The organism is uncultured Campylobacter sp. (genome assembly GCF_905373215.1).
GTDB lineage: Bacteria > Campylobacterota > Campylobacteria > Campylobacterales > Campylobacteraceae > Campylobacter_B.
Window position 1 is genome coordinate 1 of record NZ_CAJPRT010000001.1, and the last position, 26,496, is coordinate 26,496.

At 46.9% G+C, this 26,496-nt stretch carries 23 protein-coding genes; 21 read left to right on the plus strand and 2 right to left on the minus strand.

The annotated features are described in order from the left end of the window. On the minus strand, nucleotides 1-1,213 hold a 1,213-nt coding region (larA, locus tag QZ176_RS00005), incomplete at its 3' end, for a nickel-dependent lactate racemase (RefSeq protein WP_295150010.1). A gap of 207 nt (nucleotides 1,214-1,420) precedes the next feature. Beyond that, the gene (locus QZ176_RS00010; protein ID WP_295150012.1) at nucleotides 1,421-3,088 is read right to left on the minus strand and encodes an anaerobic C4-dicarboxylate transporter; all 1,668 of its coding nucleotides are present in this window, start codon (nucleotides 3,086-3,088) and stop codon (nucleotides 1,421-1,423) included. A gap of 295 nt (nucleotides 3,089-3,383) precedes the next feature. On the opposite strand from QZ176_RS00010, the gene QZ176_RS00015 reads away from it, so the two are divergent. From QZ176_RS00015 to QZ176_RS00115, 21 genes are all read left to right on the plus strand, one after another. Then, on the plus strand, nucleotides 3,384-4,541 hold the full coding sequence (locus QZ176_RS00015; RefSeq protein ID WP_295150014.1) for a hypothetical protein: 1,158 nt from the start codon (nucleotides 3,384-3,386) through the stop codon (nucleotides 4,539-4,541). A 12-nt stretch (nucleotides 4,542-4,553) separates the two neighbouring features. Beyond that, on the plus strand, nucleotides 4,554-7,145 hold the full coding sequence (gene nosZ / locus QZ176_RS00020) for a Sec-dependent nitrous-oxide reductase (RefSeq protein WP_295150016.1): 2,592 nt from the start codon (nucleotides 4,554-4,556) through the stop codon (nucleotides 7,143-7,145). 42 nt (nucleotides 7,146-7,187) lie between these two features. Continuing rightward, nucleotides 7,188-7,964 carry a cytochrome C gene (locus tag QZ176_RS00025; protein ID WP_295150019.1) on the plus strand — a complete coding sequence of 259 codons (777 nt, stop codon included), beginning with the start codon at nucleotides 7,188-7,190 and terminating at the stop codon, nucleotides 7,962-7,964. Continuing rightward, a complete protein-coding gene (locus QZ176_RS00030) occupies nucleotides 7,961-9,166 on the plus strand; it encodes a nitrous oxide reductase family maturation protein NosD (protein WP_295150022.1) in 1,206 nt (401 codons plus the stop codon). The genes QZ176_RS00025 and QZ176_RS00030 overlap by 4 nt, the downstream gene beginning before the upstream one ends. Then, a complete protein-coding gene (locus QZ176_RS00035) occupies nucleotides 9,163-9,966 on the plus strand; it encodes a 4Fe-4S dicluster domain-containing protein (RefSeq protein WP_295150024.1) in 804 nt (267 codons plus the stop codon). The genes QZ176_RS00030 and QZ176_RS00035 overlap by 4 nt, the downstream gene beginning before the upstream one ends. Beyond that, the gene (locus QZ176_RS00040; RefSeq protein WP_295150025.1) at nucleotides 9,963-10,595 is read left to right on the plus strand and encodes a hypothetical protein; all 633 of its coding nucleotides are present in this window, start codon (nucleotides 9,963-9,965) and stop codon (nucleotides 10,593-10,595) included. Before QZ176_RS00035 ends, QZ176_RS00040 begins: the two co-directional genes overlap by 4 nt. Continuing rightward, entirely contained in the window at nucleotides 10,592-11,038 is a 447-nt protein-coding gene (locus QZ176_RS00045) for a cytochrome C (protein ID WP_295150028.1), read from the plus strand. Before QZ176_RS00040 ends, QZ176_RS00045 begins: the two co-directional genes overlap by 4 nt. A 3-nt stretch (nucleotides 11,039-11,041) precedes the next feature. Next, nucleotides 11,042-11,944, plus strand: coding sequence for a NapH/MauN family ferredoxin-type protein (locus tag QZ176_RS00050; protein WP_295150031.1), 903 nt, complete (start codon nucleotides 11,042-11,044; stop codon nucleotides 11,942-11,944). Nucleotides 11,945-11,952: 8 nt separating this feature from the next. After that, nucleotides 11,953-12,591, plus strand: a complete 639-nt coding sequence (locus tag QZ176_RS00055; RefSeq protein WP_295150034.1) for an ABC transporter ATP-binding protein — start codon at nucleotides 11,953-11,955, stop codon at nucleotides 12,589-12,591. Next, nucleotides 12,575-13,300, plus strand: coding sequence for a hypothetical protein (locus QZ176_RS00060; protein WP_295150037.1), 726 nt, complete (start codon nucleotides 12,575-12,577; stop codon nucleotides 13,298-13,300). The genes QZ176_RS00055 and QZ176_RS00060 overlap by 17 nt, the downstream gene beginning before the upstream one ends. 761 nt (nucleotides 13,301-14,061) lie before the next feature. Beyond that, nucleotides 14,062-14,889 carry an ABC transporter permease subunit gene (locus QZ176_RS00065; protein WP_295150040.1) on the plus strand — a complete coding sequence of 276 codons (828 nt, stop codon included), beginning with the start codon at nucleotides 14,062-14,064 and terminating at the stop codon, nucleotides 14,887-14,889. Then, complete coding sequence (locus tag QZ176_RS00070; RefSeq protein ID WP_295150042.1) at nucleotides 14,886-15,554, plus strand: nitrous oxide reductase accessory protein NosL; 669 nt, start codon at nucleotides 14,886-14,888, stop codon at nucleotides 15,552-15,554. Before QZ176_RS00065 ends, QZ176_RS00070 begins: the two co-directional genes overlap by 4 nt. 217 nt (nucleotides 15,555-15,771) lie before the next feature. Then, nucleotides 15,772-18,492, plus strand: coding sequence for a carbon monoxide dehydrogenase (locus QZ176_RS00075; RefSeq protein ID WP_295150043.1), 2,721 nt, complete (start codon nucleotides 15,772-15,774; stop codon nucleotides 18,490-18,492). An 870-nt stretch (nucleotides 18,493-19,362) separates the two neighbouring features. Beyond that, complete coding sequence (locus QZ176_RS00080) at nucleotides 19,363-20,355, plus strand: iron ABC transporter permease (protein WP_295150045.1); 993 nt, start codon at nucleotides 19,363-19,365, stop codon at nucleotides 20,353-20,355. Beyond that, on the plus strand, nucleotides 20,348-21,124 hold the full coding sequence (locus QZ176_RS00085) for an ABC transporter ATP-binding protein (protein ID WP_295150048.1): 777 nt from the start codon (nucleotides 20,348-20,350) through the stop codon (nucleotides 21,122-21,124). The genes QZ176_RS00080 and QZ176_RS00085 overlap by 8 nt, the downstream gene beginning before the upstream one ends. A 568-nt stretch (nucleotides 21,125-21,692) precedes the next feature. Beyond that, nucleotides 21,693-23,132, plus strand: a complete 1,440-nt coding sequence (locus QZ176_RS00090) for a DUF4139 domain-containing protein (RefSeq protein WP_295150051.1) — start codon at nucleotides 21,693-21,695, stop codon at nucleotides 23,130-23,132. A 389-nt stretch (nucleotides 23,133-23,521) separates the two neighbouring features. Further along, nucleotides 23,522-24,349 carry a hypothetical protein gene (locus QZ176_RS00095; RefSeq protein WP_295150053.1) on the plus strand — a complete coding sequence of 276 codons (828 nt, stop codon included), beginning with the start codon at nucleotides 23,522-23,524 and terminating at the stop codon, nucleotides 24,347-24,349. A 49-nt stretch (nucleotides 24,350-24,398) separates the two neighbouring features. Then, complete coding sequence (locus tag QZ176_RS00100; RefSeq protein ID WP_295150054.1) at nucleotides 24,399-24,548, plus strand: hypothetical protein; 150 nt, start codon at nucleotides 24,399-24,401, stop codon at nucleotides 24,546-24,548. Further along, nucleotides 24,545-25,306 (plus strand): hypothetical protein, encoded by a 762-nt coding sequence (locus QZ176_RS00105; RefSeq protein WP_295150057.1) that lies wholly within the window; start codon nucleotides 24,545-24,547, stop codon nucleotides 25,304-25,306. Before QZ176_RS00100 ends, QZ176_RS00105 begins: the two co-directional genes overlap by 4 nt. A gap of 239 nt (nucleotides 25,307-25,545) precedes the next feature. Further along, entirely contained in the window at nucleotides 25,546-26,250 is a 705-nt protein-coding gene (locus QZ176_RS00110) for a hypothetical protein (protein ID WP_295150060.1), read from the plus strand. Continuing rightward, the gene (locus QZ176_RS00115; RefSeq protein ID WP_295150063.1) at nucleotides 26,250-26,453 is read left to right on the plus strand and encodes a hypothetical protein; all 204 of its coding nucleotides are present in this window, start codon (nucleotides 26,250-26,252) and stop codon (nucleotides 26,451-26,453) included. The genes QZ176_RS00110 and QZ176_RS00115 overlap by 1 nt, the downstream gene beginning before the upstream one ends. The last annotated feature ends 43 nt before the right edge of the window (nucleotides 26,454-26,496 follow it).

Consider the following 26,496-nt stretch of genomic DNA (forward strand, 5'->3'; position numbering starts at 1 on the left):
TGATGATTTTTGCGTCCGCGCCCTTTTGCGCGAGCGCGTCGACCACGGCCTTTTGGATGTCGTGGTATGGCTTTAGGTGTACGGCTCGCATCTCATCATCGCTGAGGTCGCTCACCGCCCAAGTCTGCGCCCAGAGCGAGATTTCGGCCATTTTAGCGGCCTTGTGATAGCCGAGTTTAAAGCCCGCGCTAATCTTTTCGAGCACCTTTTTAGGCATGTCTGCGGAAGCCATCAGATCAAAAAACGGCTTTGGTCCGATGCCGGTGCGGCACTTTGCGACCATGATTAAAATTCCCCCTTCAGCGAGCGCTAGTTTACCGTTGTCTAGGGCTTTTTGCGCTTGATAGAGATCGACGTCCATCGGATAGGGCGCGACCGAGATCACGATATCTGCCTTGCGCGGGATATTTACGCAAAAGACCTCGTCGGCCTTTCTCACGCAGTCGTAAAAGCTGTCGTTGAGGTCTCCCGCGCTTGCGTAATACACGCCGTGCTCGCTGTCAAGCACCGTCTGGATCGAAAAAACGTCGATGTGCGCGAGAACTTTCATCGCGTCGATCATATCTTCGTGCACGGGGTTACCCTCTAGGCGCAGAGCTTGCGCGTCGGAGCTAAGAGCTAGTTTATGGTTTTGCGTGATGCTCTCGTACGACGCGGTGCCCGGCAAAAAGGCCTTTCTACCGCCCGTGTAACCCGCGAAATAGTGCGGCTCGACCGAGCCTATGACGATTACCTTTTTGGCTTCTGCTACGATTTTGTTTAGATACATCTGCGTGCCGTTTTTTGACTCGCCTAAAAAGACCATCTCGTCGTGCTTGGAGTCGTGATCGTGAACTTCGTTTTTGGCTCTGATCTCCGCGTAAATTTCTTTGCCGAAGATCATCTCGTACTCATCGAGCGAGCACTGCCTGTGGCAGCCGGTGGCGATAATGAAAATTTTATTTTTCTCGCGGATTTTTGGGTAAATTTGCTTTAAAATTTTTGCCGTCGGCGTCGGGCGCGTGCCGTCGTTTACGATGATAACGATCTTTTGCTCGCCTGCTATAAACTCGTCAAAGCTTTTTTGATTTATCGGATTTGCCAGAGCCTTTGCGATGAGCGCCGTTTCGTCAAATTTAGCCACGGGATTTGGATCGAAAACGCCGAGCAAATTTTTCTCGTTTATCTCTAGATTTAGATGATCATCTTTGCCGTATGCGATAGGGATTTGCATATCTGCCTCCTGTGTGGAATTTGGCAGGATTATAACGTAAATTTTATTTAAAACGATTTAGCCTCGCGCGGGTTATGAACGGAATTTAGAAAGCTTTAGAATTTAAAAATTTAGAGCATTTAAAATTTCAAAATTTTATAAAATTTTAAAAAGCCGCTGGGGCTTGAAATTTAAAGCTCGCGAGCCGTCTGCCCGCGAGCATAACTATTATAAATAGCCGTAAAGATGCGCAAGCACAAAGCCCACGCCGCATGCGGTAAGAACGCCGATCAAGCCAGGGAAAATGAAGCTATGGTTAATGACGAATTTTCCGATATGCGTGGTGCCTGAGCGGTCGAACTGGATCGCCGCAAGATCGCTCGGATAAGTAGGTAGGATATAGTATCCGTAGCAAGCCGGCGCAAACGCGATTATTAGACCCGGATCGATGCCGATAGTGACGGCGAGTGGAACGAAGGTTGCGATAGCCGCAGCTTGGGAATTTAAAAATTTACTGATGAGCAAAGAGACAATGATATAGGTCCATGGATAGGCCTTAACGACCTCGCCAAGGGATGCCTTAAGCATTTCGATGTGAGCGGTAAACATAGTCTCTGCCATCCATGAAATTCCATAAATGGCTACGAGCGCGATCATACCGCTATGAAAAATTTCGTTTTTAGCGATATTGCCCGCTTTTATGCCCGAAGCGATCATCATGATGGATGCTGCAAGAAGCATGAAAATTTGAATGGTTAAGACCATATTTAAATTTGTGGTCTTTTTCATAGTATCTTTTACGACTATGCTTGCGTTTGCGATACTCTCGCTCTTATCGCCTGTCGTAATTACTACATTTCCGTCTTGAGCGACGATGCTTTGAGTAAGCTTTTTATCTTTGTCGTAAATTTCGACGCTATTAAATTTCGTCGCATCTTTGGCTTTGGACTCTTTGACGTTTGAGACGACCTTACCGCCATCCACCATGGAGATGACCTGACCATCTTTGATCGTGATATTTTTGACCGTTTTTTTATCGACGATGATCTCTACGGATTTGCCAGGGACATTTTTAGTCCACGCAGGGCGTAAGCTTTTTTCGTAACCCAAAACCGCAACTAGCGCAATAGTGGCTAAGAATATCCACATGCAGATCCACTTAATCCTAGGAAGCTTTTGACCTAGCAAGGTCGTGCTTTCGCCGTAGATATATTTTTTCTGCTCTGGATCTTTGATCTTTTCTTGGAATTCCGGATCTTTATCTAGATCTTTACCTCTAAAAATCGACCACGTTCCGATCGCAAGCATACCGATGAAAGTAGAAGGGATAGTGAGTTTTAGCAGATCCAAATATGTACTAAAGCCCTCGATATGCACGCCTTGACCTAGCAAGATCGCGACCATCGAAACGCCGGCAACCGAAACGGGGCTAGCGATGATAGCAAGCTGCGAGGAGATCGTAGAAGCAGCCATCGGGCGCTCAGGGCGAATTCCATTTTTAATAGCTACGTCATAAATGATCGGAAGCAGAGTATAGACAGTGTGTCCCGTTCCGCATAAGATTGTAAGCGTCCACGCCACAGTTGGAGCGATGATACAAACCATCTTTGGATGCTTACGAAGCAATTTCTCCGCTATTTGAAGCATTACATCAAGCCCTCCCGTAGCTTGTAGCGTTGCACTTGCTACGACAACTGCGAGGATAGTTAAAATAACGTCCACTGCCGGCTTACCCGGCTCTAATCTAAATCCAAACACTAAGATCACTAAGCCTATACCGCCTAGAATTCCCAGCGCCATACCACCTTTTTTAGCACCATAAAACAAACAGCCCAAGACTATAATGAGCTGCAAAAAGAATTGAGTGCTTTCAGACAAACTTGTCAGAAACTCCATAGTTTCTCCTTCAGTAAAATTTAAAACAAACTTTGGCGATTATACTAACTTTTTATTTAAACAAAATTAAAGGAGCGTTACAAATTGTAAAAATCTATCAAAATAAAAATTTACTGAAATTATAATTTTAAAGCAGAATTTATAGCGAAATGTGAAAAATAAAATTTCACTTAGAGCTGTTTTTATATCATAGAATTTCGCAACTTTTAAGAAATCTTAGAATTCCATTATAGCTCAAGCTTTAAACCGATTTTTAAGCCTTGGGGTAGTATCATTTCACAAAGAGCGGATTGAGATGAATTTTATAAAATTTTGTATTGCTTTTTTGATTTGTTTATCGCAGATGGCAACAGCAGGCAGCTTTGATCTAAATGCCACGCTGCGTCTGGGCGCATTCGACGCAAGCTCGCACCGACTACTTTTATACGGCAATGGCGGCGAGCTTAGGATGTTTGATACTGCTAAATGGGATGTGGAGTTCGCGCAAAAATACAGCGATAACGAAATTACGGCTCTAAATTTCAAAAACGGCAAAATTTATCTAGCTTGGGGCGGAGCCGAAATCGCGGTGCTAAACGACAGATTAAAGTTTCTACGCGCGCTTAAGACGGGGCGTAGCGGCACAGCCCAAATAGATGCGATTTACGCAGCAAAAGACGCGATTTACGCGGTAGTAGATAAGAATCAACTAATAAGATTAGGCGAAGACCCCGATAGAGGCGTAGGCGGCGGCTACGCCCCAGGCGAGAATTCCACCGCAAACGGGCAATCTTTGAATAAAAATTCCGCCCCCGACGGGATGCGCGGAATTTCGCTTCATTACGGCAGGATCAATGCCATTAGCCTAGGCGCTAACAGACTTTGCGTCGCAAGCTGGGACGGCATAGCCTGTTTTAGCGCGGATCTTGTCGCGACCAAATTTAGCGGCATTGATACAGCGCCTAGTCGCGCTGCGCAGGGAGAGCTTGATAGCGTGAAATTTAAAGATGCAGAATTTAATAGCACGAAAAGTGCGCAAGGCTCCGAGCCAAACGAAACGAAAGCTGGCGGCGCAAAGAGCGCGGAATTTCAAAGCTCAGAATTCAAAGGCGCAAAATTTCAAGACGAGGGGCTTAAAACTCAAAGCGAAATTTCAGTCGAAGCTGGCGATAAAAATTTAAGCGGCTCTATCGCCACTGCGCTTGCAGACTGCGACGGGACGCTATTTGCAGGCGACATAGAGGGGAGCTTTATAAATTTAAAAAGCGGCGAGCGCAAAAGCGTGGGCTCTTGGATCAAATCCATCGTGTGCGCCCGCGGCACGCAGTTTATCGCTACTAAAGATAAAATTTACGAAAATCAAAAAGCAGGATTAAAGGAGGTTGTGGATTTAAAAAGCGAATTTTTAGCGATGTACGCAGACGGGGAAGCGATCCTCGTAGTCAGCAAATCAGGCAAAATTTTAAAATTCTAAGAAAGGATTAGTATGTTAAAAAGTTTCAAACCCGTGCTTTTGGGCTCGGTTTTGTTCGCCGCAAGCGCCCTGTGTGCCGCAGATAGTGACCTAGAGCGCGTGATGAAAGAACGAAATTTAAGCGAAAAAGACGTTTTGGCGGCGGCTAAGACCTATCAGCCGACCGGTAGGAAGGACGATTATATGGTCTTCTCTTCCGGCGGTCAAAGCGGACAGGTGATCGTTTACGGCGTGCCGTCGATGAGGATCTACAAATATATCGGCGTATTTACCCCGGAGCCTTGGCAGGGATACGGCTTTGACGAGGAGAGCAAGGCGGTCTTAAGATCGGGCTCTATTAACGGCAAAGAGATCAACTGGGGTGATACTCACCATCCAAATTTCAGCGAGAAAAATGGCGAGTATGTGGGCGATTATCTCTTTATCAACGATAAGGCAAACCCAAGAATCGCGGTTATAAATTTATCAGATTTCGAAACCACTCAAATAGTCGTAAATCCCGTAATCAAAAGCGATCACGGCGGCTCTTTCGTAACGCCTAATACCGAATACGTCATCGAAACCAGCCAATACGCAGCCCCTTTTGATAATGACTGGCACCCAATCGAGGAGTATCAAGCAGTCTATCGCGGTGCGGTAACGCTATGGAAATTTGACTACGATAAAGGTAAAATCGACGTAAATAAATCCTTTTCTCTAGAGCTTCCTCCATATATGCAAGATCTAAGCGACGCAGGTAAGGGCGAGAGCTTCGGCTGGGCGTTTACCAACAGCTTTAACTCCGAAATGTACACAGGCGGCATCGAAAAGGGTCTGCCTCCTATGGAAGCTGGCATGAGCCGCAACGACACCGACTACTTGCACGTTTATAACTGGCAAATTCTAGAAAAACTTGCTCAAGACAGCAAAAACTATAAAGTCGTAAACGGACACAGAATCGTTACAATAGACGCCGCCGTAAAAGCGGGAGCGCTATTTTTGATCCCTGAGGCTAAATCTCCTCACGGCGTTGACGTTAGCCCTGATGGCCGCTATATTATTATCGGCGGTAAACTAGATACTCACGCTAGCGTTTATGATTTCAAAAAGATCAAAGAGCTAATTGATAAGAAAGAATATGCAGGCAAGGATCCATACGGAATTCCGATCTTAGATATGCAAAAGACGCTTCACGGACAAGCAGAGCTTGGTCTTGGACCTTTGCATAATACCTTCGATTCGCAAGACGGCGTAATCTATACATCGCTTTACGTCGATAGCCAGATCGTAAAATGGAACTACAAGACGCTAAAGGTTTTAGATAGGATCAACGTTCACTACAATATCGGTCACCTTGATTCTATGGAGGGCAAATCCTCAAAGCCTGTCGGCAAATACGTAATCGCGCTGGATAAGCTTTCGATCGATAGATTTAATCCTATCGGACCGCTTCATCCGCAAAATCACCAGCTCATCGACATTACAGGGCCTAAAATGGAGATGCTTTACGATCTTCCTATCGGTCTTGGCGAGCCACACGACGTAGTTTCTATCGCAGCTAGCAAGCTTCATACGAAACCTACCTATACTATGGGAACAAACTCTCGCACTGGCAAGCAGCACCCTGCTATGACGTTAGCAGGTCAAGAGCGCATCGAGCGCGACGGCAAAAACGTAAAAGTCTATGCTACGGCGATCCGCAGCCATATTAATCCTGAGCACATCGAGGTTAATAAGGATGATAACGTAACGATCTATATGACAAATTTAGAGCGTGCCGAGGACGAAACTCACGGCTTTACGGTTGATGATTACGATCTGCATATGTCGCTTGAGCCGGGTAAGACTGCGAGCGTAAATTTCATAGCAGATAAAGAAGGCGTATTCCCTTTCTACTGCACAGAATTCTGCTCTGCGTTGCACCTTGAGATGTTCGGATATCTATACGTAAAAGATCCGAATAAAAAATATACTTCAGCTAAAGCTTCTATGCTAAAAGCTCTTAGCCCAGAAGCTCTAAAAGCCGAATACGACAAGGTAGTAGCTACGAATAAAGCCACCGACGACGTTATTCAATCAGTCGTTAAATTCTTAAAAGAGAAAAACTACGAGAAATATCCTAAGGTCAAGGCTTTAGTCGATGACGCGCTGGATCAATACGGCAAAATTCCTGAAACCAAAGCCAAGGCAGACGCCGCAGTAAAAGCCGGCGATATGAACGGCGCGATACTTTGGGAAGGTCAAGTTTGGCAGTATTTAGTAAAAACCGCAGATGTCGGACTTCGCGCTAAAAACAACCTGATCCGCGAGCTCTCCACTCCTATGAGCGAGGCTGCATCTAACGGCGAGAAGGCCTACCTACGCGGAGGCTGCAACGGCTGCCACGTCATCGGTCAAGTAAGCTCCGGTCCTGATCTAACGGGCGTCCTACTCCGCCACGAAAACGGCGAGAAATGGGTAGCTGATTTTATCAAAGACCCTGCTAAATTCTACGAAGACGACTACGTTAAGGCAATGATAAATTACTTCAACCTTCGCATGCCAAATCAGCATATGAAAGACGAAGAGATCAAAGATATCATCGAATACCTAAAATGGATCGATGAGAACGCGGGTCTTAACTAGCCCCACTCTCCCCCGTAAGGGGGAGAATTTAAAGGAGATGAAATGCCAAAATATAAAATTTACGCGATTTTAGCGCTGCTTATTATGACGGTCGCTTTTACCATCCCTACGCTCGGATTTTTCAAAGTCCAAGGCAAAATCGTATCGGGGCAGGTTAGCAGCGTCTCGCAGCTGCCCGCATACTCCGCACCGATATGGAATTTTTATACGAAAGCATCGTATAAAAATCACTTAATTCCTAGTGATGTTAAAAACGATCTAGGCGCGATGCTGGAGCATAAATTTGAAGTGGGAGTTCCTAGCATACCGGTGTGGAAAATTTCACTCGAAGCGCCGAACTATCCGAAGGAGGCCTTCCCCGATGGAATTCCGCTTTACGTCCACGTTGACGGCTTTAGCGGTGATGTTGGCGAGATGAATACCCTAAATCACTATATCGGCATGTATCCCGTCTGGCGCGGCGGCACGCTCGAGCACTCGCTATCGCCCTATTATCTCATAATCGCTACGCTAGGAATGCTTGCGTTTTTGTACTATGATGGTAAGGGGCAGACTCTGCTTATGATACTACCGATCATTGCGCCGCTTATCTTCATCGGCTGCTACGTAGGCTGGCTGTATTGGTTCGGGCACAACCTGCAAGACTGGGGCGCGTTTAAAATAAAGCCTTTTATGCCTACAGCATTTGGCGACGGCAGTGTGGCGCATTTTACTACCCATTCATATCCGGCTCTTGGCTTTTGGCTGATGCTGGCCCTATCGCTGCTATCGGTGCTAGCTCTACTATCTAAGAAAAAATTCCTACGAGAGCATAGATGAGGCCTTTGCTTCTAGCATTCTCGCTCGCGCTAAGCTTAGGCGCGGGCGAGCTTCAAGACGCGATCGATAGTGCAAAAGCGGGCGATATTATCGAACTAGCCGCGGGCGAGTATCACGGCAACATCTTAATCGATAAGCCGCTTACGATCGACGGGCTGGATCGCGGCGCCGTGATCGTGGGCGATCGCAACGGCACGGTCATTCGCATCCGCTCTCCGCATGTTACAATCAAGAATTTAACAATCCAAAATGGAGGCTTCGAGCATCTTAGCGAAGATGCAGGCATCAATGTAAGCGACGTAAACGGCGTAATCATAAAAAATAATCTCATCAAAGACGTGCTCTACGGCGTCGTGCTAAGCAAGGCAAACGACGTAACGATCGAGGGCAACGAAATTTCAAGCAATACCTACCGCACGAGTTTCAAAGGCGACGGCATCAAGCTTTGGTATTCCAATGCCAATAAAATTTTAAATAACGACGTTCATAATGTCCGCGACACCGTTTTTTACTTCTCAAACGGAAATCTCGTCGCAGGCAATAAAGGCCACAGTTGTCGCTATTCGCTGCACTTTATGAACTCCGGACATAACGTCGTAGAGGATAACTACTACGACGGCAATAGCGTGGGATTATTTTTTATGTTTTCAAGTGACAATATAGCTAGGCGTAACATCGTGCGCAACGCAGACGGCGCTTACGGCGTAGGTATCGGTATGAAGGATAGCTCAAATTTCAGGGTTACGGATAATAAAGTCATCTACAACGCCCGCGGATTTTATCTGGATCAATCCCCATATCAGCCGGGCTCGCTTAACGTTTTTGAAAACAATGATATTGAATACAACAGCATCGGCGTGCAATTCCACGCCACGCAGCTAAAAAGCGTATTTAAAAACAATAAATTTAAAGGCAATATGGAGATCGTGCTAAACGATACGCCCCAATCCAAGCTATTGCAAAACGAATGGAGTGGCAACTATTTCGACGATTACGACGGATTTGATCGCGATGGAGACGGCTATGGCGACGTTAGCTACAGCTCATACGCCTACGCGGATAGGCTTTGGGCGCATAAACCGAGCGTGCGGTTTTTTTACGGCTCCAGCGGGATCGCACTTTTAAATTTTATCTCCAAGCTCGCTCCGTTTTCAGAGCCTGAGCTACTGCTAAAAGATCCAAAACCCAGGATGAGGCAATGACAAAGAATAGACGCGAAGCGATAAAACTACTCGGCGGAGCGCTCGGGACACTCGGGGCAGCGAGCTTGTTTGCGGATGAAAATTCTGCCAATTCCGCGGGCAGCGAAGCGCAAAATTTAAACGAGCAAAATTCCGTAAATTCCACAGGACAAAATTCTGCGCCGAATCCCATAAAACAAAATTCTAGCGGGGATTCCGCTTCTTTGTATCTGCGCCCGCCCGGAGCGCTAGCAGAGCGCGGCTTCCGCTCTAGCTGCATCAAGTGCGGCCAATGCGTGCAGGTCTGCCCCTATCACAGCATCTATCTGCTCGATATTACGCATCTTTTTGACATCGGTACCCCGGTCATCGATGCCAAAGAGCGGGGCTGCTATCTTTGCGGCGCGCTTCCTTGCGTGCTCGCCTGTCCAAGCGGCGCGCTCAGCCACGAGACGAACGAGCCTAAAAAGGTTGCGATGGGTATCGCCGTGATTGAAAATTTAGATGCCTGTTTGGCGTATCGCGGGCAGGTTTTAAAACCGGACGATCTGCGCCTAAAGCCCGCTAAGACCGAGCAGGAGCGCGAGTTAAACTCCGCGCTGGCAGCCAAAGAGGGCAAGGTCTGTGATCTATGCGCGTCGCTGTGCCCTTACCCGCAGCCGCTTGATGCCATAGCTATGATAAAAGCGAGCACGCATTTCGCTCCGCAGATCCGCAGCGCTTGCGTCGGCTGTGGCGCGTGCGCAGAGCTCTGTCCGGCGCGTATCATCGAGATAATCCCGCGGGCGGATTACAAATCAATCTATGAAGGAAAACAATGAAAAACTCCATTAAATTCTACCTCTGCTCGCTAGCTGCGGCGCTTTTGCTATGCGGCTGCGGAGATGATGGCGATTCAGGCTCTGCCGCGACAAGCTCCGCAGGGCAAAATTCCGTTTCACAAGGCTCTGCAGGGCAGGGCTCTGCGAGTTCAAATTCTGCATCGCAGAGCGTGGAACAAAATCATACTGCCAAGCCTCGCATAAGCGTTAAAAGCGGCGAAGCGCCCAAGAAGGACGATAAGTTCGTAAGCTACGATTTTTACGGCGAGCGAAAGGTAAATTTTAACCTAAACGGCGACGTGAACGAGACGACCAAAAATATCGTGGCGTATTCGAGTATCAAAAATCAATATGAAAAGCTAAATTTCGATCTGATGAAAAAGCGCCTTGGGCACGATTTTATCCTGCGCTGTTCGGCGTGCCACGACGACTACGCCAACGGCATCATCGGTCCGTCGCTTCTGGATAAAACCGACGCGCAGATCGTGGATATGATTAAAAAGTATAAATTCAAAGAAAAGCCTAATCCTCTTATGGTGCAGCTCGTAAACGGCATGAGCGAGCAGCAGATAGAGACGATGGCAAAGGAAATTTACGAGTTCAACAAACAATTTAAGGAGCAGAAATGAAACCGGGCAAAATTTTAGCTTTGATTTTGGGTGTAGCACTGATCGCGCTGATGATCTTTATGGCTAGTTCGGACGATTCTAGCGCGCCGCAGCAGGAAGTCAAGCCGCAAGCGCAAGCAAAGCCCGCGCCGCAGAACAAAAGCGTCGATCTCATCGACGATAAGGACGTGAAAAATATTAAAATTTTGCAGCAGAGCGTCAAAGAGCGCGATTTCAAGGTTAGTAGCTCCTATCTGGTAAGCTGCGCGCCCTGCCACGGCGATGACGGACGCGGCAAGATCGCTCCGCCGATCGGAGGCAAGAGCAAGGATCAAATTTTAGCAAGTCTCAAAGATTATAAGGCGGGCAAGATCAAAAACAGCCTAATGAGCGGACTTTTAACCAACGTAAGCGACGAGAGCCTAGATAAGCTCGCGGATGAAATTTCAAAATTTAAAGAGTAGGTCTTGGATAAATATAATTCGCGATGCACGATCAAAAATACGAGCTTTTTCTCGACCTTCGCGCTTAGAAATAAAAGCGGCAAATGGCGCCCAAGCATTCGGGCTCTGCGCTACGCCACGATATTTTTGGTGCATCTACTTTTCGTGCTTTCCTTTCGCGCTGATATTCAAATTTTAGAGGGCGACATCAGCGGCTCGCGCATTTTGGGCTTTCATCTAGCAGATCCCTTTATCACGCTTGAAGTGATCGCCGCGCACAAGGATCTGCCGATAAATCTTCTCATCGGCTCAGGCACCATCTTGCTGTTTTATTTCATCGCGGGCGGCAAGGCTTTTTGCTCGTGGATTTGCCCTTACGGAGCGCTTAGCGAGATCGGAGAGAAGCTGCACAATACGCTAATTTCAAAGCACGTCATCAAGGAGCGCGCCCTGCCTCGCGGTATGCGCTATGCGATCTGGGCGGCGTTTTTAGCGCTAAGCGCTATTACTGATTTGCTCGTTTTTGAAATTTTTAACGTAGTTGGAATTTTATCGCGCCTCATCATCTACGGCTTCTCGCTCGCGGGGCTTTGGATCGTTTTTGTGTTTTTGCTCGAAGTGTTTTTTAGCAGGCGAGCGTGGTGCACTCATCTATGCCCGCTAGGCAGCACCTATTCGCTTGCGGCAAAAGCAAGCCTTAGCAAGATTACTTGGGATAAGAGCAGGTGCGATCACTGCGGCGTTTGCCAAGATGTCTGCTTCGTCTCGCACGTGTTAGACATCACCAAAAAAAAGGCGTCCGAAAACCTAGGCGATAAAAGCAAATTTATGCTAAAAGGGATCGACTGCACGCTGTGCGGACGCTGTATCGACGTGTGTCACCAAGACGCACTGAGTATCGGTAATAAGCTAAAAGATATGATCTAAGGAAGCCTATGATAGAGATTAAAAACGTAAGCAAGAAATTCGCAGATCAATTCGTTTTAAAAGATATCAATCTAAATATCGATGATGGCGAGCAAGTGCTTTTCGTCGGGCAAAACGGAGCGGGCAAAAGCTCGCTGATGCGGACGATTCTAGGCGAATACATACCCACAAGCGGCAGCGTAGCTATCGACGGATTTGATTCATTTAAGCAGCGCAGCCGCGCACTACGTGGTATCAGCTTCGTGCCGCAAACCCCGCCGCCGCTTAAGCTAAGCCTAAATGAGCTCATCTATTTCGCCGAGCGCACGGCTGACGCGAGCAGAGCAGATATCGTAAAATTTTGCGACGAAATGGAGCTTGATCTAAGTTCAAATTTAAACAAGCCCTTTCATAAGCTATCCGGCGGTATGAAGCAGAAATTCTTAATCGCGCTAGCCTTCGGCAGAGCCAGCAAGGCGATGATTTTCGACGAGCCGACAGCCAATCTCGATCCGAGCGCGCGCGAGTGTTTTAAGACGCTTTTACGTAAGTATGCAAAAGACAAAAGCTTGATCTTTATCTCGCATAGGCTCGACGAGGTTGAAGGGCTGGTAAAAAGAATGATTTGTATGGATCTAGGGAGGATCGTAGATGACAAAAATGTTTAAATTTTTACTTTGCGCACTTGTGGCGCTTACGTTTCTAGGCTGCGGCGACGAGAAAGACTACGGCAACGTCCACTACGACAGAGACGTATGCGAGCATTGCCAGATGGCGATCAGCGATAACCGCTTCAGCGTCGATGTACGCGTGGACGGCAAAAACCACTACTTTGACGACATCGGCTGCCTGGTGGATTTCATGGTTACCAACGACAAGTTAAATTGGCTGAAGGATGCCAAAATTTACATCAACGACGCTAGCGGCAACGGCGAGTTTATCGACGCACGCACGGCGCACTTTTATCGCGGTTTTAAAACCCCTATGTCGTTTGGCTGGGGCGCGTTTAAAAACAAGCAAGAGGGCAAGCAAGACTTCAGCTTCGATCAGGTAGTCGCGGCGCTTAAAGCAGGCGGCGGCTCGCACGGCATGGGAATGGGAGATATGGGTCGCGATGCGCACGGCGATATGGGAAGCATGCACGGACACGGCGACATGGGCGGAATGAGTGGAATGCAAGCCCCTCACTCCGCAGAGCACGGCATGAGCGAGCCGCAACACGATATGAGCGGTATGGGGCATACTCACGGCTCAGATCATGGCATGAGCGGCGATGCGGGCAGCACGGCGCACCCTCAAGGCGCGCCGCACGATATGGGGCAGATGCACGAGGGCAACGGCACTGCGCACGATATGCATTCGGGGCACGCGCATTAAGGATGGGTTCGGTTAAGGCGAAATTTTAAGCGACCCATGTTTTGCGCTAAATTTAAAGCGTAAAATTTCAGCGTACCGCCCGTGCCGCCATCGATGAGATAAAATTTTACTTTGCAGCGTCGTGAATGACGGATAATAGGCGACACTGAACGACGCGATGTTTAAGCGCACTGCGAGCCGGAGCCGTAAATTTAAAATTTATGCGCGGTCCGCGGGCGCGGGCGGGCGCGAGGCAGAGATGGGTCTAAAAAACGGCTGCGAAATTTTATCTCGCGACGCGGTTAAATTTAACGCACGGCGCAAAATTCGCTTTGCCGAATTAAAATTTACGCGAGCCGCTTAATTTAAAATTTCGCCATAAATTTAAAATTTATCAGGCGTAGAATTTGCCGCTTTGAGATTTTTAGAATTTTAAAATTTTATGCCGCGAGATACGCCTGGTTTTGAAATTTTACGGAGCTGAAATTTAAGAGATCTCGTCAAACGGCTAAATTTTAAAACTACGGCGGATAACGGATAGAGGGCGGCAAACGGCGCGCTGTTTGAGTACGCTGCAAGTCCGGGTCGTAAATTTAAAATTTATGCGCGAGCCGCGGCCACAGACAGCGGATAAAATTTCGCCGCCTGTTTAAACGCTAGACGGGCGAAATTTAAAGTCGCGAAATCCGCGCCGCAAAACAGAGCCGAGCTTAAAAGAGTGTTTAAATCGCGTAAGAAATCTAAATTTAAAAAGCGCGCCGAAGCGCAATAAAGGAATATGAATGAAAAATTTACTCACCATCGCCGCTTTGGATATCAAAGAGTCCTTCCGTTCGCGCTGGTTTTTGCTCTATCTGCTGATCTTTAGCGGGCTCGTGGCGGCGTTTTTCATCACGGGGGTGACCGACTCGCGCGTGCTCGGCTTTAGCGGGCTTTCGCGACTGCTGCTGTTGTTTATTCAGATCTGCATCATCATCCTGCCCGTCTTCGTGCTCGTCACCACCAGCAAGGCGATTCTAGCCGATCGCGACCTAAATATCTTAGAATACTTGCTAAGCTTTCCGATCTCGCAGGCGCAGTATTACTACGGCAAGGCGCTAGGAAGGCTATTTGGAGTATTCGTGCCGATATTTTTGTCGCTGCTGCTTGCGATCGTTTGGGGCGCGATCAAAGGCACGGGCATTCCGTGGACGATCTGCCTGCTTTATACGGGGCTGCTTTTTAGCTTGTGCGCGGCATTTTTAGGGATCGCGTTTTTGATCTGCGCCGTTTCAAAAAGCCAAGAGATGGGGCTTGGGCTTGCGTTTTTCGTCTGGCTTTTCTGCCTTGCGTTTTTGGATCTCGTGCTGATCGGACTGCTCGCAAAAACGGGCGTGAACGAAAATCTCATTTTTGCAATCGCTCTAGCAAATCCGATGGAGGACTTCCGAATCGCCGCTATCAGCCTATTTGATCCCGATCTTGCGGTCATCGGTACGACGGCGTATTTTATCCTAGATCACTTCGGGCGCGGGCTTTTCATCGCCTTTTCGCTACTCTATCCGATCGCGCTGGGCGCGGCGAGCCTCGTTTTGGGCTATTTTATCTTTAGATCGAAGGATTTAGCGTGAAATTTCCACTCATTTTGGCGGCATTTATAGCGCTTTGCGGCGCAGCGGAGATGCAAAATTCCGCGCCGCAAAGCTCTAGCTCGGCGCAGAATTTAGGCACATCAGATAAGACAGGCTCCGATTCGGCGCAAAATTCCAAACCTGCGCGCGATCTTGCGTGGCTTAAAGACGTAAATCTCACCTGCGCCAAATACGGCATCGATACTAGCGCGCATCCCGAATTTCGCGCCTACGCGAGGCTTAAAGATGGCAGCGCGCTCGCGTTTGCTTCGCCCAAGGCGATGTTTGCGTATTTTTTTGAAAGTGGGAGCTTGGGCGCAAATTTCGGCGGCACTTCTGCAAAGATGAATTCTGTGAATGAAAATTCTTTGGAAGCGAATTCTGAGAGCAAAAATCCAGCTAGCGGCAATTTAGACGAGGCAAATTCTACGGGTGCAAATTTCGGCGGCGCGGAGCTTTACGTTACCGATTACGCAAGCGGCGAAATTTTGCGGGCACAGGATGCGTTTTATGTATTCGGCAGCGTGCTGCAAAGCGCCAGAGGCGACGATCTCATCACATTTGCGAGATTGCGCGACGCGCAGGACTTCATGCGCGAGAAAAAGGGGCATAAAATTTTGCAGTTTCGCGAAATCTCCGCCAAGCTGATCGATTATCTAAGATGATCGAGCCGCTCGGCGAAATTTAAAGCCAGCTATTTAGTATATTTTATTCATGAAATTTTATCTTTTATTTTAATGCGCTATTAAGGGAATTTAAAGCAATTAAAAAATACAATCTCATTAAATTTTATCTATAAGAATTAGATAGTGTAGTTTTTAAGTATATTTATTGAGGGCTACATTCTCGCTTATTTTTAAAATAAATTTTAAGGAGACGATCATGGCAAACGACAAAATCGCAAAACAAAAAGGCTCACGCAAGAAGGCTGCGACGGATGAAAATTCCGCTGCGAATACGGGAGAAAATTCCGCCGCAGACGCGCTCAAAAGCTCCGCCGCATCCGTTTTTGATAAAAGTGCAAGCACTGCTAAAAATTCCGCCGCAAATTCTACGACTTCCGCCTCACATGCTCGCAACAAAATTTCTAAAAATCGCGCCGCAGGTGAGAATTCCTGCGGCGAGTGCGATTGCGAAGCCAGAAATTCCGCGTCTGGCTACGATGATAGCGCACGCTCTGCTTCAGGCACGAACCCTGCGGCGCACTCAAGCACTCAAAGCGCAGGCAACGCTAAAAAATCCGCAATAAACTCTACAATAAATTCCATGGCTGATTCTTTGACAAATTCCATCTCAAATCCTGCGAAGAGCCCAAGCAGCAAAGACCACTTCTCTTGCTCGCACGAGCATAGCGATAGCTCCGCAATCCACTCGCATCTACACGACGAAGATCTTGCGACCCACCCACACGATCAAGAAGAAAACCTCGCAGCTTATTTGCACGAATACGGCGCAAATTCTGCGGCGTATTCACATGAGCACGACGAGGATTCCGCCATCAGCTCGCACGAGCACGATAAGCATTGCCATGATCACAAGCCCCACTCTCACCGCGCGATTATTGGATTTGACGAGCACGGCATCCCAAAAGTTTTAGTGCCCGCAGAGGCTAGCCCGCACACGCATAAAGACGCGCAGGGCAATCTTTTCGAGCATTTTCACGAGGCGGAATTTACGGCGGATTATATGAAGGCGGTGCTTGAATACAAAAAGACCTTCCCCACAAAACAAGAAGTACTTGAGAAAACCCCCGATCCCGCCGTTCGCGAAATGATGCTTAGGATGGAGCAGATCGGCGTAGATACGGCGTTTGATCGTTTCGACAAACAGATGCCTATGTGTAGCTATGGACTTACCGGAGTATGCTGTAAGATCTGTAATATGGGGCCTTGCAAAATTACTAAAAAGGCCGATCGCGGCACTTGCGGTGCGGACGCCGATCTCATCGTATCGCGCAACCTACTGCGCCAAGTAGCTGCAGGCGTAGCTCAACACGGCGCACATGCCAGAGAGCTTCTACTATCGCTAAAATGGGCGGCGCAAGGCAAGCTAGATCTGCCCATAATAGGCGAATACAAAATCATCAATACCGCCAAAGCCTTTGGAATTCCAACTGAAGGCAGAGAATTAAAAGAGGTAGCGATCGAGCTTGCCGATACGCTTTTGACAGATCTTTCGCAAAGTAGCGGCGAGTATAAAACCATCACTGCGCTCGCGCCCAAGGAGCGTCAAGAGGTATGGCGGAAGCTAGATATCTTGCCGATTAGTGCATATAACGAAGTCTTTGAGGCGTATCACCGAACGGGTGTAGGCACGGATGGAGACTGGCGCAGCGTAATGCAGCATCTTTTGCGCTGCGGGCTTGCTTTTACATTCACCGGCGTAGTAGCTGCGAATATCGCTACAGATGCGCTATTTGGCGTAGGAGATCGCGTAACTTCCAAAAGCAATATGGGCGCGCTTAAAAAAGGCTGGGTCAATATCGCCGTGCACGGACATCTGCCAACCCTAGTAAGCCTAATAGTGGAGATCGGAAATTCTAAGGAGTACCAAGACAAGGCTCGCGCAATAGGCGCGCAGGGGATCGCATTTTACGGCGTGTGCTGTTCTGGGCTATCGGCGATGTATCGCAACTGGGGCGTCGTGCCGCTCTCAAACGCCGTAACTGCCGAACTCGTCATAGGTACAGGCGCACTTGATCTGTGGGTCGCCGATGTCCAAGATGTCTATCCTGCGATCATGGATGTAGCTCACTGCTTCCAGACCAAGGTCGTTACCACAAGCTCATCAGCTAGGCTTCCCGGAGCCGAGCATATAGGCTACGATCACCACCATAGCAATATCGCCGAGACTAGGAATTTAGCGCGTAAAATTCTAGATCGCGCATTGCAATCTCACGAAAAGCGCAAGGGCCTGCCGGTATATATCCCGCCGTACGAAGTCGAGGCCGAAGTGGGCTTTTCGGTAGAATTCGTCCATAAACACTACGGCGGCATGGAGCCGTTAGCGCATGCGCTAAAAAGCGGTGAAATTTTAGGCATCGTAAATATGGTCGGCTGCACCAATCCTAAAGTGCCTTATGAGCGCGCTATCATAGATGTCGCACAAACCCTGATCGAAAATAACGTCCTAATCCTAACCAACGGCTGCGCGTCGTTCCCGTTAATGAAGCTGGGCTTTTGCCAAAAAAGCGCGTATAAAAAAGCAGGCGCGTCGCTGCGGGCGTTTTTAGAAAAAGATGAGCTTCCGCCGGTATGGCACGTGGGCGAGTGCATCGATAACACCCGCTCCAGCGGAATTTTCGCAGGTATCGCAGGGGTGCTAGGCAAAAATCTCTACGAGCTGCCGCTTGCCTTTACCTCTCCCGAGTGGGCGAACGAAAAGGGCGTCGATGCCTCGCTCGGATTCCGCCTAATGGGCATCGACTCATATCACTGCGTCGAGTATCAAATCCACGGCTCCGCAAACGTCATACACTTTTTCAAAGAGGGCACCAGGCGGGCGCTTGGCTCTGTGATGCACGTAGATACCGATCCGGTCGCGCTCGCACTAAAAATGGTAAGCGATATGCGCCTAAAGCGTAAAGCTCTAGGCTGGCAGTAGCGACAGACGGATTCATTTCGCATCACATTTTAAGCGATGCGAAATTTCATGATAAAATTTAACCCCTTGCGGGCAAATAAAATCCCACAGCTAAACGAGCAGTAAAATTCTACAACTAAGTGGCTAGCAAAACCGAGGTCAAATAAAGATAAAATTTTCGCGCCGCATCCGTTCGTGGAATTTTAAATCATATCTTCAAATCCTACGTAAAATTTCGCCGCGCGCTGTGTCTGCTGCTAAATCGGCAGAATTTAGCCAGGCAAAATTCCGCCATCGAGCTTAAGCGCATCTTTCGCGAAAGGATGAAATTTTAAAATTCCATCTTGGCGTAAATTTCGTAGACGTTCATCTGAAATCCGCAAGCTAAATTTTGCTAAAAGCCTTATTGCACAGAGCTGTACGCCATTAAATTCGCCCGCGTATATGAAAGCTAAAATCATAAAAATTTAATATGATATGTGCTAAAATGCCACATCTGTTTAAGGATTTAGATGCATAAATCAAAGCCGCTGCAGTCTCTGCGTCATCATCGATAGAAAATGTCGTGCGAGGCGGAGGCACTGCTGTCAAGTCCTGCGCTTCGCAGCTTGAAGCGGCGCGACAAAAGCGCGTCTATGCTGCGCCTGCAAATATTTTCGGCTGAGACCGCACGGGCGCGAGGACGTCACTACAAAGCTTGCAGGCGGCTAAAATTTTCATCGGATCTTTTCTGAAATATTGATCTTGGAGTTATCACGAAGGAATTTTACTGCAAGCCTTTTGCTACGAGCCGGAGGGTGGAATATAAAGCGGAATTTTAAGCAGGTTTCAACGAGGCGATTTCAAAGATTAAATTTAAGGCAAAAGATAAAATTTAAAGCAAGGAAAGGTATGAAAAATTTTAAATTTATGCTCGTGCTACTGATACTGGCGACGATCGCGACGATCGCGATATCGCTTTGTATAGGGCGCTTCGGACTAAGCATCGACGAGGTTTTAAAAGCGCTTAGCGGCGGCGAGGTAGCGCAAAACGTCCACAACGTCATCATGCAGGTGCGCCTGCCGCGTATCATCGCCGCGGTGCTCGTGGGTGCGGCGCTGGGCATCAGCGGCACGGCGTATCAAGGCGTCTTTAAAAACCAGCTCGTCTCGCCTGATCTTTTGGGCGTGAGCGCCGGAGCTTGCGTGGGCGCGGCGATCGCGATCCTGCTTGATCTAAACATCCTTTTGATCCAGCTTTTCGCCTTCGTTTTCGGCCTTGCGGCGGTTTGCATTACGCTTCTGATCACGCGCGCGCTGCGTTCGAGCGCCACCATAATGCTCGTGCTTGCGGGCATCATCGTAAGCGGTCTGATGGGCGCGCTGATCGGATTTTTAAAATTTATGGCCGATCCCGAGACGAAGCTTGCGGACATCGTGTATTGGCAGCTAGGAAGCCTCGCGAAGGTCGATCCTAGCGTGCTAGCGATGATAGCGCCCGTGATGGGGGTTTGTATCACTATCTTGGTGCTGATGAGCTACCGCATAAACGTCCTATCCATGGGCGATGCGACCGCGGCGAAGCTCGGCGTAAACGTCGTCATGGAGCGGGGCATCATCATCGTCTGCGCGACGCTGCTAACCGCAAGCAGCGTGTGTATCAGCGGCATAGTCGCGTGGGTGGGGCTTTTGATGCCGCATCTAACGCGCATGATCGTGGGCGTGAGCAACACCAAAGCGATCCCCGCGAGCATATTTTTAAGCGCGATCTTCGTGCTCATCGTAGATGACGTAGCGCGCAGCATAAATCAAAGCGAGATCCCGTTAGGCGTGCTTACGGGCTTTATCGGCACGCTATTTTTTATATTCATCCTGCTGAAAAATAAAAGGAAACTAAATGGTTAGGGTTGAGAGCTTAGACTTCGGCTACGTAAAATCCGCCCCTCTGACGCTGCGCGACGTGAATTTCAACCTCGAAGCGGGCGCGATGCTGACGATTTTGGGGCAAAACGGCGCGGGCAAATCGACGCTTTTAAATTTAATCAGCGGTACGCTTGAGCCTCTGCGCGGTAAAATTTCAATCGACGGCAAGGATATGGCGAGCCTTGGCGCCAAAGGGCGCGCCGAGATCATCGGCTACGTCTCGCAAAGCGAGGTCTGCGAGTACGACTACAGCGTCTTTGAATACGTCCTAATGGGGCGCACGGCGCATATCGGGATCTTTTCGCAGCCGAACGAAAACGACTACAAGCTCGCGCAGCGCTACATGAAAATGCTTGAAATTTGGCACCTAAAAGACAAGATCATCACGCGCCTAAGCGGCGGCCAGAGGCAGATGGCGTCCATCGCGCGCGCCCTTTGCAGCGAGCCTAAGATCGTGATCTTCGACGAGCCTACCTCGGCGTTAGACTTTGCCAACCAATACAAATTCCTCCGCGCCACGAAGGAGCTTTTAAAAAACGGCTACACCGTCGTTTTGGCCACGCACAATCCCGACTTCGCGCTGCTTTTGGGCGGATACGTCGCGCTCGTAAAAGGCGGCGGCGAGGTCGCATACGGCAAGGCCGAGCAGATCATAAAAAGCGAAATTTTAAGCAAACTATACGATCTGAAGCTCGACGTCAGCTACAACGAAAAGGTCGGCAGGGTCTGCTGCTTGACGTATCCGTTTTGATCCTAACTTCGCGGACGAGCACAGCTCGTCCTTGCGACGAGGAGCTTCGCTCCCTCGACCCACCTAAAGTTACAGAAATTTTGCTACGCAAAATTTTGAATTTTTATCGGTTTAACTCCTTGCGACAGCCAAGCCGCCGCTGCGATGAGGAGCTTCACTATTTCTCGCGAAGGCTAGAAAGCGCCCCGCGCTTCCTTCGCATTGCTTCGCTCGCCTAAAGTTACAGAAATTCTACTGCGTAAAATTTTAAAATTTATTGGTTGGCTTCTCGGGGTATTTGGATGTGTAAAATTTTGAATTTATAGTTTTACTTCGCGGAGGGGTACGGCTCGTCCTCGAAATAGAAGCTTCTTAAATTTAAATTTTATCGCTTCGGCTGCGAGAGCGAGAGGACTTAATAGGCGTTAGCGGCGGTAAAATTTTAGCCTCTGCGGCGGAGTTTTTACGGCGGCGAAATTTTAAAATTTCAAAGCGAGCACCGGGCCGGAATTTTAAAATTCGCTCTAAATTTTAAGCATAAAAATTAAAATTTATCGTTACAATTACGTAAAATTTTTAAGGAGCGAAAATGAAAAAAATAGTGTTTTTAAGCGCAGCTGCGGCGCTTGCCGTAAATTTAAGCGCGCAGGAAAATAGCCTTGAGATCTACGCGAACTCCGCCTTCTTGTACCAAAACTTCGGCGCGCAAAAATCAAACTTCAGCGTGAACGTGCCGGAGTACTTGGATATCCGCAGCATCGAGATTGCAGGCTCTTGCGAGGTGCGCGAATTGTCTTTGGGAGAGATCGAGCCCGTGAAAAACGCGGAATTCGCCAAAAAAGAGGCGGACGAAAAGAGCTTGCGCGAGCTAAACGACCGCCTGGTCGCGCTTAAGGCGCAGCAGCGCTTTTTAAGCGATTTTGCAAGCTTAAAAGATAGAAGCTTGGCGAGCTTAAAGGCGGATTCGCAAAAAATTTACGACGAAGTCTTGCTCGTAGCGGGCGAAATTTCAAAAACGGACGAGCAGATCGGAAAGCTCAAAGAGAAAATTTCAAAATACGTGATCAAAAACGAGCGCCGCTTAAACGCGAACTTTGGCTGCGATCCGAGCTTTGTAAAAATAAGCTACCCCGTCGATGTTAGCGCCTACACGCACAACGAGCTCTCGGCAGATCTTACAAGCGGCAAAATCGAAGTCACGCAAAAGATCTCGGTGCAAAATCCGCTAAACGCGGAGCTAGCAAATTTAACGATCGCGCTGTATCCTTACGAGTACTCCTCGCAGACTGCGCCGCAGCCGTTTTATCCGTGGTACGAGGGCGAGCCTGCAAGACCGGCGCCCGCAGCGGCTTATAAAAAGGATGTGATGCTAGAGGAGGCGACTATGGATAGGGTCGCGCCTGCGATGGAGGCTAGATCGTCGTATGCAAGGACGGGCGCGAATATCGAAAGCTCGCTCTCAAAGGTGTGGAAAATCAGCGGCGTAAGCCTCAAAGCGGGCGAGGCGGGCGAGTTTAGCTTCGACAAACAGAGTCTGGATGCGAAATTTGATCTACTCATCGACGGTTACGGCAGCGAGGCGGCCTACGTACGAGCTAAATTTAGCCCCGTAAGAAACATAGAGGAGAGCGAAACGCTAATAAAGCTCGACGGCGTGCAGATCGGGCTCGTGCATCTAGGCTTTGCCGCGAACGCGGAGGCTACGGCGTATCTGGGTAAAAACAGCCTGATCGAAGTTAAAAAAGAGCAGGCGAACAACTTCACGAAAAACTCATTTTTCGGCGGCGAAAGTAAAAATTCCATGGCTTGGGATTACGAGATCAAAAACACCTCCAAGCGCGCGTGGAACGTGGTTTTGCAAGAGCGAGCGCCCGTTTCGACGCACGAAGACGTAAAGGTCGCGCTGAAAAACTCGCCCGAGCAGAGCAGCCTCGGCAAGGACGGACTGCTTAGCTGGGACTTCGAGCTAAAGCCGGGCGAGAGCAAAAAGATCCACTTCGGCTATGAGCTAAGCAAGCCGAAGAAGTAACGAGCTTTGGCGCGCCGCGGTTAAATTTTGCGCAGCGGAGTAGCTTTTGCGGTGCGGTTAAATTTTGCGGGCGTAAAACCAAGGCGTGGCTTTAGAGCTTATCTGAAATTTTTGGCGCCGCGTCGCTAAATTTTACGCGCCGCGCCGAGTAAAATTTAAGCGTCGCGAGAACCAAAAATTTAAATGTTGCGGCGATTTAAAATTGGCTAGCGCGAGATATAAAATTTAGCGATGCAAAGAGGTTTTGGCGCTAGGCAGAAAACTTTGAGCGTCGCTAAAATTTATCTCAAATTTAAAAAGGTCGGGACGATGAATGCGGAGCAAAAGTATAAATTTAACGCGGCGGCTAGATACGCGTTTATTTCATTTGCGGCATTTAAAGGATCGTAATGAAATTTCGCAAACTTAAATTTAAAATCCTAGCCGCGGCACTACTTTTCTGCGCCCTGTTTATCCGCATCGTGCCGGATTACTCCGCTTCGCAAGGCTCCTGCGTAGTTACTATTTTTAGCTATTACAAATATCAAAAGGGATATTGTCTAAAAGAGAATAGAATTCTGAGTAACGAAGAGCTACTTCAAAATGCCGCTATAAATTATTTTAAAAAATATCACGACTATGAGATTCTGCGAAATACCATTATCGATGAGCACGATATAAAAAATTTCGGCCATAGTTTTTATACGGCGCGCATCTCCAAGCTCTATCTAATCGGCGATTTTAATGAAGAAAACTGGTTTGATTTTTTAGTTGAAAATACCGATAGAAAGAGTTTTGATTATGAGATAAAAGACAAGACGCAAATAGATATCTCCGATCTATCCAAATATTTCGTATATAAGGATGAAATTTTAGGCTTTAAAAAGCCTATCATCTTGTCCGAAGAGAAAAATCCGCTTCATGGTGGAAAAATGTTTTTAGAAAAATCATTTTTAATAAAAGAGAATAAATTTTTTGTGAATTATGCCAGACCTGGTTATATAAGTTGGTATATCGAGCTTAACAATAAAGAAGATTTAACAAAAATCAAAAGCAAAGAAAATTTAATACGAATAAAAAACGGATATGAGAACTTAGAAAGCCTTAACGAAGTCTTGGCTTATACTCATATGAAACATTTGCGACGTAAATTCTCATACGATAATTGCGGAAATATAGATTTTGATATCAAAGCCCCGGCGGAACAGGAGCTGGATATGTGGATTCACGGCGGATAAAGTTAGTTGAAGCTTTATCTTAACGAATTTAACCGAAAAAGGATAAGAGATGAGCAAAAAAGAAACTGATCTAAGATTAGAATTAGAGGGTAATTACGGCGCCGATATATTAAGTTATTATTTGTGGAAGAAGAAAACTCCTCCGGGCCCGAAAGAATTAGCCTCTAACGAATGGATGGATAGAAAAGAACTGATATGAAATTCTACAGGTCTATTAAATTTAAAGCCTTGGCGGGTACACTGCTTCTTATAATAATACTCTGCGCCATATTTATCCGTATAATCCCCGATTATTCCACTTCACGAGGCTTCGCGATAGTTTCTACTTTCGACTACAACAAATACAATCAAGGATACTGCCTCAAAGAGGATAGAATTTTACCCAAAGAGGAGCTGTATAAAAGAGTAGCAGGGGCATATTTGGACTATGACGTAAAGTTATATTGGATGATTGATGATTATAGGTTAAAAACCTTCGGTAGTCTTTGGTCCAGTAAATACGAGGTTGCATACTATGAACTAGAAAATATAAACTTATCAAATTGTTTTGAAGTATTAGAAAAATATTACGAAGAGGGAAAAACGACCGAGGAGATACTGATGAAAGAGTTAAAGGCTAAAAAAACAGATCCAAAGAAATATCTAAAAATAAATTTGAAAGATACGAGCGTTGGATTTGACAGACCGATAGTTAGGGTTGGCGGTGGCGAGAAAGAAGTCACAGGCACTTTGTTTCTTGATAAATTTGCTATATTTAACGGTAATTATATGCAATTTAACCATTCGGAGTATATTTATGACTTGGTAACAAATTTTGACATTACTAGAGAGTATTATAAAAAGAGAAAAAATGCCGTAGTCGGTATTGGAAAAGGTTTTAAATTTGATAACTGCGGCAATATAAACTATCCGCTGGAAGAATATTATTTGGGCGGTAGAGATATAGAGAGGCGCTAAATTCTCTAATATGAATTTTATTAAAAATTTATGGGACTTAAGACCGATGGATGCGAAGCAAAGGTATAAATTTCACAGGACGGCGAGGTATGCGTTTGCTTCGCTGGCGGCATTTAAAGGATCATTATGAAATTTCGCAAACTTAAATTTAAATCCTAGCCGCAGTGCTGTTTCTTATAATAATACTCTGCGCCGCATTTATCCGTATAATCCCCAATTATTCCACTTCACGAGGCTTTGTGATAGTTTCCCTTTCCGACTACGACAAATACAAGCAGGGATACTGCTTAAAAGAGGATAGAATTTTACCCAAAGAGGAGCTGTATAAAAGAGCGATTTTGGATTTTTTAGAAAAAGGCAAAATAATTCTTTATACGATGAGGAGTAACGATTGTAAAAAATTTAAGGGCATCAAAGAATGTAGAGATATCTATAATAAAATGCTGAATTATTACGCTGCTTATGGATATGGCAATAAAATAACGTATGATAAAGTATTGGAAATAAACCGAGATAGAAATATCTCTTATAACAAATCAAGATATATCTATTTTGAATTACTAAATTTAAAGCCTATTGTTTTGAAGCCAGAGTTTATAAGCGTAAATTTAGATAAAAATAGCGCGGGATTTACTACTCCGATAATTCAATTGGTAGGCGAGCATGAGTATTATCTATATAATGGAGATGGCATAATTCTAGATAGAAATAAATTGGCTTTTACCTACATCTATCTTTTTGATAACGAAAAATTTATGGAGCAAATAAATAAAGAATTAAGTTGGTATGAGAACCATAAATCAGATCTTAAACAAAATATTAGCTATTTAGAATTTGATAACTGCGGCACTACTAAAACCAATATAGACAAAAGTGTTGAGAGTATGATAAAAGAATTGGCAGATTATGCCATGATAAAATGTCAAGGAGTGCGCAATATATAGTGAGTGCGGAGCAAAGGTATAAATTTCACAGGACGGCGAGGTATTTGCTGGCGGTGCCGATGGTTTTCTTGCTTGATTGGTGGGCAGCGTCTTTGATTTTGGCGGTTTTGCCTTTTGAGGGCGCGCTAAGGATTGCCGTTTTTGCGGCAATATTTGCGATTTTGGCTTGCGTGCTGCTTTGGTATTTGTTTAAAAGGGTATAAAAACTTTAAGCCAAGTAAGCTATTTATAAAAAATCCAAATTTT

Coding starts and splice junctions, on each gene's coding strand:
- QZ176_RS00010 (WP_295150012.1), bottom strand. CDS start 3,088: ATGGAGTTTCTGACAAGTTTGTCTGAAAGCACTCAATTCTTTTTGCAG.
- QZ176_RS00015 (WP_295150014.1), top strand. CDS start 3,384: ATGAATTTTATAAAATTTTGTATTGCTTTTTTGATTTGTTTATCGCAG.
- nosZ (WP_295150016.1), top strand. CDS start 4,554: ATGTTAAAAAGTTTCAAACCCGTGCTTTTGGGCTCGGTTTTGTTCGCC.
- QZ176_RS00025 (WP_295150019.1), top strand. CDS start 7,188: ATGCCAAAATATAAAATTTACGCGATTTTAGCGCTGCTTATTATGACG.
- QZ176_RS00030 (WP_295150022.1), top strand. CDS start 7,961: ATGAGGCCTTTGCTTCTAGCATTCTCGCTCGCGCTAAGCTTAGGCGCG.
- QZ176_RS00035 (WP_295150024.1), top strand. CDS start 9,163: ATGACAAAGAATAGACGCGAAGCGATAAAACTACTCGGCGGAGCGCTC.
- QZ176_RS00040 (WP_295150025.1), top strand. CDS start 9,963: ATGAAAAACTCCATTAAATTCTACCTCTGCTCGCTAGCTGCGGCGCTT.
- QZ176_RS00045 (WP_295150028.1), top strand. CDS start 10,592: ATGAAACCGGGCAAAATTTTAGCTTTGATTTTGGGTGTAGCACTGATC.
- QZ176_RS00055 (WP_295150034.1), top strand. CDS start 11,953: ATGATAGAGATTAAAAACGTAAGCAAGAAATTCGCAGATCAATTCGTT.
- QZ176_RS00060 (WP_295150037.1), top strand. CDS start 12,575: ATGACAAAAATGTTTAAATTTTTACTTTGCGCACTTGTGGCGCTTACG.
- QZ176_RS00065 (WP_295150040.1), top strand. CDS start 14,062: ATGAAAAATTTACTCACCATCGCCGCTTTGGATATCAAAGAGTCCTTC.
- QZ176_RS00075 (WP_295150043.1), top strand. CDS start 15,772: ATGGCAAACGACAAAATCGCAAAACAAAAAGGCTCACGCAAGAAGGCT.
- QZ176_RS00080 (WP_295150045.1), top strand. CDS start 19,363: ATGAAAAATTTTAAATTTATGCTCGTGCTACTGATACTGGCGACGATC.
- QZ176_RS00085 (WP_295150048.1), top strand. CDS start 20,348: ATGGTTAGGGTTGAGAGCTTAGACTTCGGCTACGTAAAATCCGCCCCT.
- QZ176_RS00090 (WP_295150051.1), top strand. CDS start 21,693: ATGAAAAAAATAGTGTTTTTAAGCGCAGCTGCGGCGCTTGCCGTAAAT.
- QZ176_RS00095 (WP_295150053.1), top strand. CDS start 23,522: ATGAAATTTCGCAAACTTAAATTTAAAATCCTAGCCGCGGCACTACTT.
- QZ176_RS00100 (WP_295150054.1), top strand. CDS start 24,399: ATGAGCAAAAAAGAAACTGATCTAAGATTAGAATTAGAGGGTAATTAC.
- QZ176_RS00105 (WP_295150057.1), top strand. CDS start 24,545: ATGAAATTCTACAGGTCTATTAAATTTAAAGCCTTGGCGGGTACACTG.